Below are 8,666 nucleotides of genomic sequence, written 5' to 3' on the forward strand. Positions count from 1 at the left end.
TGACGCGCACCATCGGCTGGCTGACCAGCCTGTTTCCCCTGCGCTTGCGGGTCGGCCAGCTTGACTGGTCCAAGCCTGAGGCACCCGGTCTTGCACTGAGACAGATCAAAGAGGATCTGCGTGCACTGCCTGACAAGGGCATTGGCTTCGGTATTCTGCGTCACTTCGATGCGCAGACAAAGAGTCTGTTTGACCACTGTCCGCAACCGCAAATCGTTTTGAACTATTTAGGAAAATTTGAGGCCGAACAGAGCGGTGAGCGCACAAACCAGGATGCATGGTCAATTCTTGAAGAGCTCTCTGGTTCAGCCCCGGATAATCTGAATCGTCAACGTGCGCATCTGATCGAAATCAATTCACTATTGAACACGGAGGGACGTTTTAGTTTTCAAATTACATACAGTTCGCATGCTCACAATACATCCTCCATTCAACACCTGGCAAAAGCCTTTGAGCAGGCACTGTTAGAAGTATCCAGACACTGTCTGGAATACCCGCTTGCATGTAAGCAAACACCTTCAGACTTTCCTCTGATCGCCACGCCAAATAGCTTGCTGAATCAAGCTCTCAACCAAGAAGTATTAGACGGACTGCTGCGCCAATATCCAACACTCGAAAACATCATTCCGCTTACCCCAGCGCAACAGGGAATGGTATTCGAAAGTCTGGCGCGAGAGTCGGACACAGCTGATCCCTGTCATATTCAGGTCGCACTCATTTTGCGCGGTGATCTAAACGTTCAAGCAATGCGACAAGCTTGGAGCAGCATTGTCACGCGTCATGATATTTTGCGTTTAGTGTTGGCTCCCTCTCGCTTTGCCTCTGGTATCGCGATCATTCGTGAAAATTCCGCACTTGATTTCCGCGTCATTCAGTTGACTGGATCGTCCGCAGAGCGCGTTCGTAAGCTCAAGAGTCAAGACCTCGATGAATCTTTTGATCTCGAGCGCGGACCGCTGATTCGCTTGAGTATCGCGGATCTGGGTAATGGGGAACACGCAGTCATGCTGTCCAAACATCATGTGATTTTGGATGGTTGGTCGCTGATGGTGATTTTATTCGAACTCGCTCAAACCTACGGAGACGAACTCTCAGGCCAAAGAAGTAAACCTAAGAAAGGTCTTTCCTGGATTGAGCATTTGGAGTGGATTGCTGCGCAGGACAGGTCTCCGGCCGAACAGTTCTGGCAACAACACCTCAAAGCAGTGAGCGCGCCAAGTCGAGTGAAATTTCCCGCTCCAGTATCAGTTGGCAAAGGGAATGGGGAAATATATCGTCCACTATCAAGTGAAACACTCGAAACGCTGGATAAATTTGGCAAACAGCACGGCCTGACTCAAGCCACGATTTTGATGGGGCTCTATGCGCTCGTCCTTGCTCGCATCAGTCGGATGGATGAGATCGTGCTGGGTAGCGTTCACAATGGAAGAACATCACCGATCGAAGGAATTGAACAGGCTGTTGGACTGTTCATCGATACTTTACCTCACTACATGGCGATGCCAAACGGTCAGGTATTGGTAGATTGGTTGGCGCAGCAACAACAAATCCAGGCCGAGCAAGATGCACACTCTCATATCGGTTTATTAGGGATTCAGACACAGTCCCGTATCAAAGGCCAGGCACTTTTTGAAGCGCTGTTTGTTTTTGAAAACTTTCCCACAGATCCATCTAAAACTTCAGTTGGCAATCTTGAAGTTCAACGCATTGAAGGCCATGATGGCACGAGCTATCCTGTCGCACTTGGGGTTCTTCCGTCTGATCAAGGCCTGAATCTTCGCTTTACATACGATCAGAGTCGCATTGATGCCCGACAAGCTCACGCATTTTTAGAGCGACTCTGCGGTTTGATTGATGAGCTTCCGAAACTTGCTCAACAGCCTCTCGCATCGTTAAGCTTGACGCGTGGCACTGAACGTGACACTTTACTCGCACAATCAAATGGACCAAAACTAGAAGTTACTCCTGCGGAATTTGATCTCACCAAACTGTTTGCTGAACAGGTCCTCTCTCGACCCGACTCCCCGGCACTAATTGAAGATCATGTTTCAGGACCCGTCATTCAAAGTTATGCCGAAGTAGACGAACGTTCGAATCAACTCGCACGCTATCTGATCAGCCAAGGAGTTCAAGCTGATAACGTAGTAGGCGTCATGCTCGATCGCTCCCCAGATCTTTTTATCGCGATACTGGCCGTCCTCAAAGCGGGTGCAGCATTTTTACCCCTTGATTCGACTTACCCATCCAGTCGTCTTGCATATATTTTGCAGGACAGTCAGGCAAAGTTTGTCCTCAGTGTAGGTAGTTTGTATGAAACGCTAGAAATGTCGATCGATTCAGCGTTGCCTGATCTGATCGATTTGGACGATCAAATCTTAGATATTCGCCTAAGCATGCTTTCAGGCGAAACCATTACTGAGGAAGAGCGGCATATCCCGCTTGCTCCAGACAATTTAGCCTATTTGATTTACACCTCCGGTTCGACTGGTTTGCCCAAGGGTGTATGTATCACACACCGAACAGCCATCAATTTGGCCTTTTCGCAACGCGCATTGTTTGGTCTGAACGCAACCGATCGTGTTCTACAGTTTGCCTCGCAAGCCTTTGATGCAAGCGTTTGGGAGATGCTGAATGCTTTCGGAGCAGGTGCTGCATTAGTAATCGCCACACAAGCACTGCGTACCGATGCTGCAAGCAACCTTGGCCCTTGCCTCAAACGTTGCGGCGTGACCCATGCAACCTTGCCACCTGTACTGGTCGCAGCACTGGAGTCCGATGCATTGGATACGCTTCAGACGCTTGTCGTCGCAGGCGAAGCGTGCCCGCCTTCTATTGTGTCTCGCTTTGCCGATAGATTGAGGATGTTTAACGCCTATGGTCCGACAGAAACAACTGTATGCGCGACCATGAGCCAACCCCTGGATCCAGCACGGGACGGACAGACATCTTCAGGGGCAATCAGTATTGGTTGTGCCTTACCCAATATGCAGGTGTATGTACTGGACGCCAATCTGGAGCCCGTCCCGCAAGGCGTACCTGGTGAGTTATATATAGCAGGTGCAGGGTTGGCGCGTGGCTATCACAATCGCCCCGGACTGACTGCCGAACGCTTTCTGGCATGCCCTTTTGGCCCACCGGGATCAAGGATGTACAGAACGGGCGATCTTGCACTCAAACACGACGATCAGTCGATTGAGTTTCTGGGACGCGCGGACGATCAAGTCAAAATCCGTGGTTATCGTATCGAACTAGGCGAAATCGAAGCTGCGATTGTCAAAGAGTTCGGTTCGATCGCACAGGTTGCTGTCAGTGCACGACAAATCGGCGAAGACACAAAACTGGTAGCCTATGTAGTAATGCATCAAGATGAGTCTATGCCAGATGCTGCAGAGCTAAGCGAACAACTCGCGACTGTTCTGCCCCAGTACATGGTACCCGCCTATTTTGTTGAACTCGATGAACTGCCTTTAACGCCAAACGGTAAGGTAGATAGACGAGTATTGCCAGAGCCTACAACTGCCACAGGCGAGGAAAGCAACTACCTTCCACCAAGGACATCAGCCGAAGCGCTACTTTGCAACTTGTTTGGAGAGCTCACAGGCAATAAACAAGTGGGCAGACAGGACGGTTTCTTTTCAATCGGTGGAGATAGTATTTCGGTCATTCGCCTGGTGAGTCGCGCTCGCGCTCAGGGTTTGTCGTTTACTGTTAGAGATGTATTTAAACATCAGACCCCGGAAGCCTTGGTTGAGATCGCTCAGTCTACTGAAGCTATCGATCACTCAAAAACTGGCGAAACGGGTCAGCATCACTCAGAGTTTTCAATTTCAGAACACGGCGAATTTACTGCTCTACCGGTTTATCGTGCATTCCTCGAGCTTGGGGGGTCACTCAAAAAGTTCAATCAAGCCATCTGTCTGCGTGCGCCAATCGGGTTCACGCACGAACAAGCCCAACACGTCATCAATCAGTTGATTCATCATCATAGCGGCCTGCGTATGCGGATGCTAAACATGAATCCTCCGCAAAAATTTGTGATTGATCCAGCTGAACAGACGCCGGAAATCTCATTACCTAGCATTTCTTTAAAGGGAAAGACTTCGTTAGAAAACAGGGAACAACTTGTTGCTGAGGTGCTTACACTGAGTCGACACTTGGATCCGGCAAAATCTGGCGGCATGATATCACCGCTGTGGGTGACAGAACCTGATAAACCTGCATTGCTCGTGCTGGTGATTCATCACTTTGCCATCGATGGGGTTTCATGGCGAATCCTGATTGATGATTTGAATGCACTGTCTAAAAATCCCTCTGCTGTTCTTGAAACGCCCGCAGTATCATTGCGCGCCTGGGGAGAATATTTAAATCAACAGGGTCAACAGGGTCATAGACGCTCAGAGGAAAACTTGTGGCTCTCCCAAGTGACAGGTATTCAAGCTCTGCCAACTGATCATGCGATTCAGAATCAAGACAACACCTTAGCTAGCATTGAACATATCCAGACGGAAATTTCCACTTCCGACACAGAACTGCTCTTGCGCGCGCCCGTTACTTATCACGGCGCAATTAATGACGTGCTGCTTGCCTCACTAGGTCTGGCATTACGTCAATGGTCGAAAGATCGATATCAAGTTGAACTCGGTGATCCACTGATCGATCTCGAAGGACACGGTCGTGAAACCGAGGCGGACCTCACCCGCACTCTCGGTTGGCTCACCACTCTATTCCCAGTCCGATTAGCGGTTGCCGACATCAATTTAGGGGATAGCGCCAGTCCTGGCTTAGCCATCCAGCGCATAAAGGAAAATCTCCGTGCTTTGCCCGACAAGGGATTAGGTTATGGAATTTTGCGCTATCTTGATCCGAATAGTCAGCTTGCCGGCACGCAACACATACAAGTCCAAATTGGATTTAATTATCTTGGTCGTTTCGATAGCAAAAGTGTTGCCGATCCCACACAGTGGCAAATGACTGAAGACGGGCTGATCGGCGCTGAGGATGATGACAATCGTCCACGACTGCACCTCCTAGATATCAATGCCGTGATCAACAATCAAGGCGCATTCAGCTTTACGATTTCCTACTGCAACAAAGCTTATGACAAGGAATCGATCCAGACACTGGCTCGTACCTTTAAAGAAGCACTCCTCAAAACCGCTCAGCATTGCGCATTCACCCCCCTTGCCTGCCGACAGACGCCCTCTGACTTTGCATGGTTAAACAGACGTCAAGTCATCACACAAGAGCAACTCAACGCTGTCGCGAAGCGATATACCGGATACAGTGATCTGGTGACGCTCACGCCGCTCCAACAAGGCCTAGGTTTTGAGTCCCTGGCACTTGCGCAAGGAAAACAAGATCCCTATCACGTGCACCTGATGCTGACTTTTGAAGGCAACTTCAATCTTGAAGCGATGCGGGCAGCTTGGGCTGAACTTGTTGCGCGTCACGAGGTTTTAAGATTAGTCATGGCACCCTCTCCTGACCTGACCGGACTCGGGGTCATTTTAAGTCCGGAATCTTATGATTTCCGTACCCTGTCACTGACAGGAAATAAATCCGAGCGACTTCATGCACTCAAACAGTTCGACTTTGATGATCCATTCAATCTTGAGCAAGGTCCGTTGATACGTTTGACTTATTGCTCGCTTGGTGGCGATGATCATGCTCTATTAGTTTCTAATCACCACCTGATTCTGGATGGCTGGTCTTTGCCCATCTTAATGGGTGATTTAGCAGACGCCTATGTGGCCCATTGTGGCGCAGGTGAGCGTCACCCCGCTCCACTTTTTTCGTGGAAAGAGCATTTGCAATGGCTTGAAGACCAAGATCATGAGGCAACGCAACAGTATTGGCGCGAGCATTTGAAGGGGCTGTCTGAGCCTAGTCGCCTGAGCCTGCCCACACCTCCCGAGCCTGTTTCGGGAATGAAGAATATTGAGCGGATTGTCGATGCATCTACACAAATCATATTGGAACGTTTTGGACGGCAATATGGTTTGACACAAGCCTCTATTCTGCAAGGACTCTACGCATTAGTTTTGGGTAGAACATGTCGTCTCGACGAGATTGTCATTGGCAGCGTCCGAAATGGTCGTTCAAGCGAACTGCGCGGAATCGATCGCGCACTCGGTTTATTCATTAACACGCTTCCTCTATACGTATCCTTACCTGAAAGCGCGGTGTTAAAGGACTGGTTGCGTGACCAACAAGTCGCCATGGCCGAACAAGATACCCATGCGAACATTGGCTTACGTGACATTCAGGCCCTAGCCGGATTTGGCGGCATACCATTATTTGAAGCAATGTTTGTTTTTGAAAATTATCCAGTTAGTCATCCAAAAACAACTTTGGCTGGAGTCACGCTAACCAATGCCGAAAGTGAGGATGGTAATCACTACCCTGTCGGACTGTCTGTCATGACGGGCGAAAAACTCGCCTTGCGACTTGGATTTGATCAAACACGGCTGACTGGCTCTCAGGCCGAGCGTCTGATCGACAGTCTATTATTCCTGCTTAAAAATCTGGAAAACTTCGCTCATACGGCTTTGAGTGCGATTCCGATTTATGAGGCATCTCGCCGTCAGGCCTTGGTTGAAACATCTGCTGGCGATAGTATCCCCCTCGATAATGAACAGCACTCTTTGTTGACCATGATCGCCCGACAAGTCGAGCTCTCGGGCCACTCATTGGCCTTGACTGGAAAGAATGATCAAGGCAGCTATCGCATCACCTACAAAGAAATGGATGCGCAGGTCAATCGACTTGCGAGACATCTGATTGCTCAAGGTGTAGGACCCGACACCATTGTTGGCGTCATGTTGGATCGTTCAGCGGAACTCGTCATATCAATGCTCGCAATCATGCGTGCAGGGGGTGCTTACCTACCCTTAGCACCTGAATATCCAGCACAACGTCTATCGTTTATGCTTCAAGACAGTCGTGCAAAGCTTTTGATTGCATCGACTGTACATTTCAATGCCCTAATTGACACACTTGCCATACAAGAGCAATCGTCAATGCAATGTTCGTTCGAACAGGCACGAAAATCTGTACAGCAGTCACTCCCTGCCTTACTTGATCCAACCACGACTGATCTAATCACTCAGCTCAGTCGTGTTTCTGATCAGCCGATTCTATCGTCCGAGCGTCATGGTGTATTGAGACCAGACAATCTCGTCTATCTGATTTATACGTCAGGTAGCACAGGTACGCCCAAGGGCGTGATGCTGTCTCACCACGGATTGACCAATTATTTAAATTGGGCACTGGATGCCTACAAACTGCAATCAGGGTGCGGTGCGCCTATCAACACATCCATTGCATTTGATGCGACCATCTCAAGCTTGTGGTTACCTTTGGCAAGTGGACGTTGTGTGCATTTGCTTGAGCAAGAAAATGAAATCGAAGTACTCGCAGACTATTTGAATCGACAAACTGGTTATTCAATCGTTAAGGCTACTCCTGTTCATATGGATGCGCTCCGGCATTTATTGCAGCCTGAAGTGCTAAAAAGCCAGACGCATGCATATGTTATTGGCGGCGAACAACTGAACGCATCGACTGTTGCGCTGTGGCGCGAACATGCGCCAAACACAAGACTGATCAACGAGTACGGTCCTACCGAAACTGTTGTGGGTTGTTGTGTCTACGAAGTGACTGAACGCACCAGTCACGAGGGTGTCATACCGATCGGACTGCCAATCTGGAACACTCAACTATACATTCTCGACCCATCTCTAGAGCCTGTTCAGGATGGTGCAGTCGGTGAACTCTATATCGGTGGCGAGGGTCTCGCGCGCGGATACTTTGCCCGTCCCGGTTTAAGCGCCGAGCGATTCATCGCGTGCCCTTTTGGAAAACCAGGTGCTCGCATGTATCGAACCGGTGATCTGGTTTTTAGACGCGCAGACGGCGTGTTGATCTACCTGGGACGTATAGACGATCAAGTCAAAATTCGTGGCTATCGGATTGAGCTTGGCGAAATTGACGCGGCATTGCTGAGCACATTTAGTGAAATCGCTTACGCGGCAGTCATACCAAAAATCGTCAACGGTGAAAAAAAACTTGTCGCGTATCTCGTTGCTCAAACTGGTCAATCGCTGCCAAGTCAGGAATTGATCCGTGAACGCCTTGGTATCAAGCTTCCGGACCATATGCTTCCCTCACATTTTGTGAGTCTGGAGGCCTTGCCGCTCACGCCGAATGGCAAGCTTGACCGAAGAGCGTTGCCAGAGCCACAAACTCATATTGGTGGCCGGACGTACGATCCGCCGCAGAACCCATCTGAGTCATTGTTGTGCAAATTATTCGAGGAACTCACAGGAAACGAGAAAATCAGTCGGCAGGAGAGTTTCTTTGCAACGGGTGGCGACAGTATTCTTGCCATTCGCCTTGTGAGTCGCGCACGCGCGCAAGGTCTAGTGTTTAGTGTCCGAGATGTCTTTAAACATCAAACTCCTGAAGCCCTCGCTGTCGCGGCCACCCTCGCCTCCACCGAGACGCTGCAAACCGCCTGGGTCGAAGAAGGCGAGATGCTGCCTTTGCCAATCGCCCAAGACTATCTCGCTCTCAAGGGCTCGCTCCAGCGCTTTAACCAGGCCGTTTGCCTGCGCGTGCCCGCTGGCCTGAGCCACGCCAATGTGCTCCAGGCGCTTGAGCGCCTG

Annotated in this window: 1 protein-coding gene; it reads left to right on the plus strand. The window is 49.8% G+C overall.

Translation table 11 applies throughout. The features are described 5' to 3' along the window. Positions 1-8,666, plus strand: an 8,666-nt coding sequence (locus QWY27_RS15015; protein ID WP_290199251.1) for a non-ribosomal peptide synthetase, incomplete at both ends; no start/stop codon positions are given.

It is taken from the genome of Zwartia vadi (genome assembly GCF_030410375.1).
GTDB classification, from domain to species: domain Bacteria; phylum Pseudomonadota; class Gammaproteobacteria; order Burkholderiales; family Burkholderiaceae_B; genus Zwartia; species Zwartia vadi.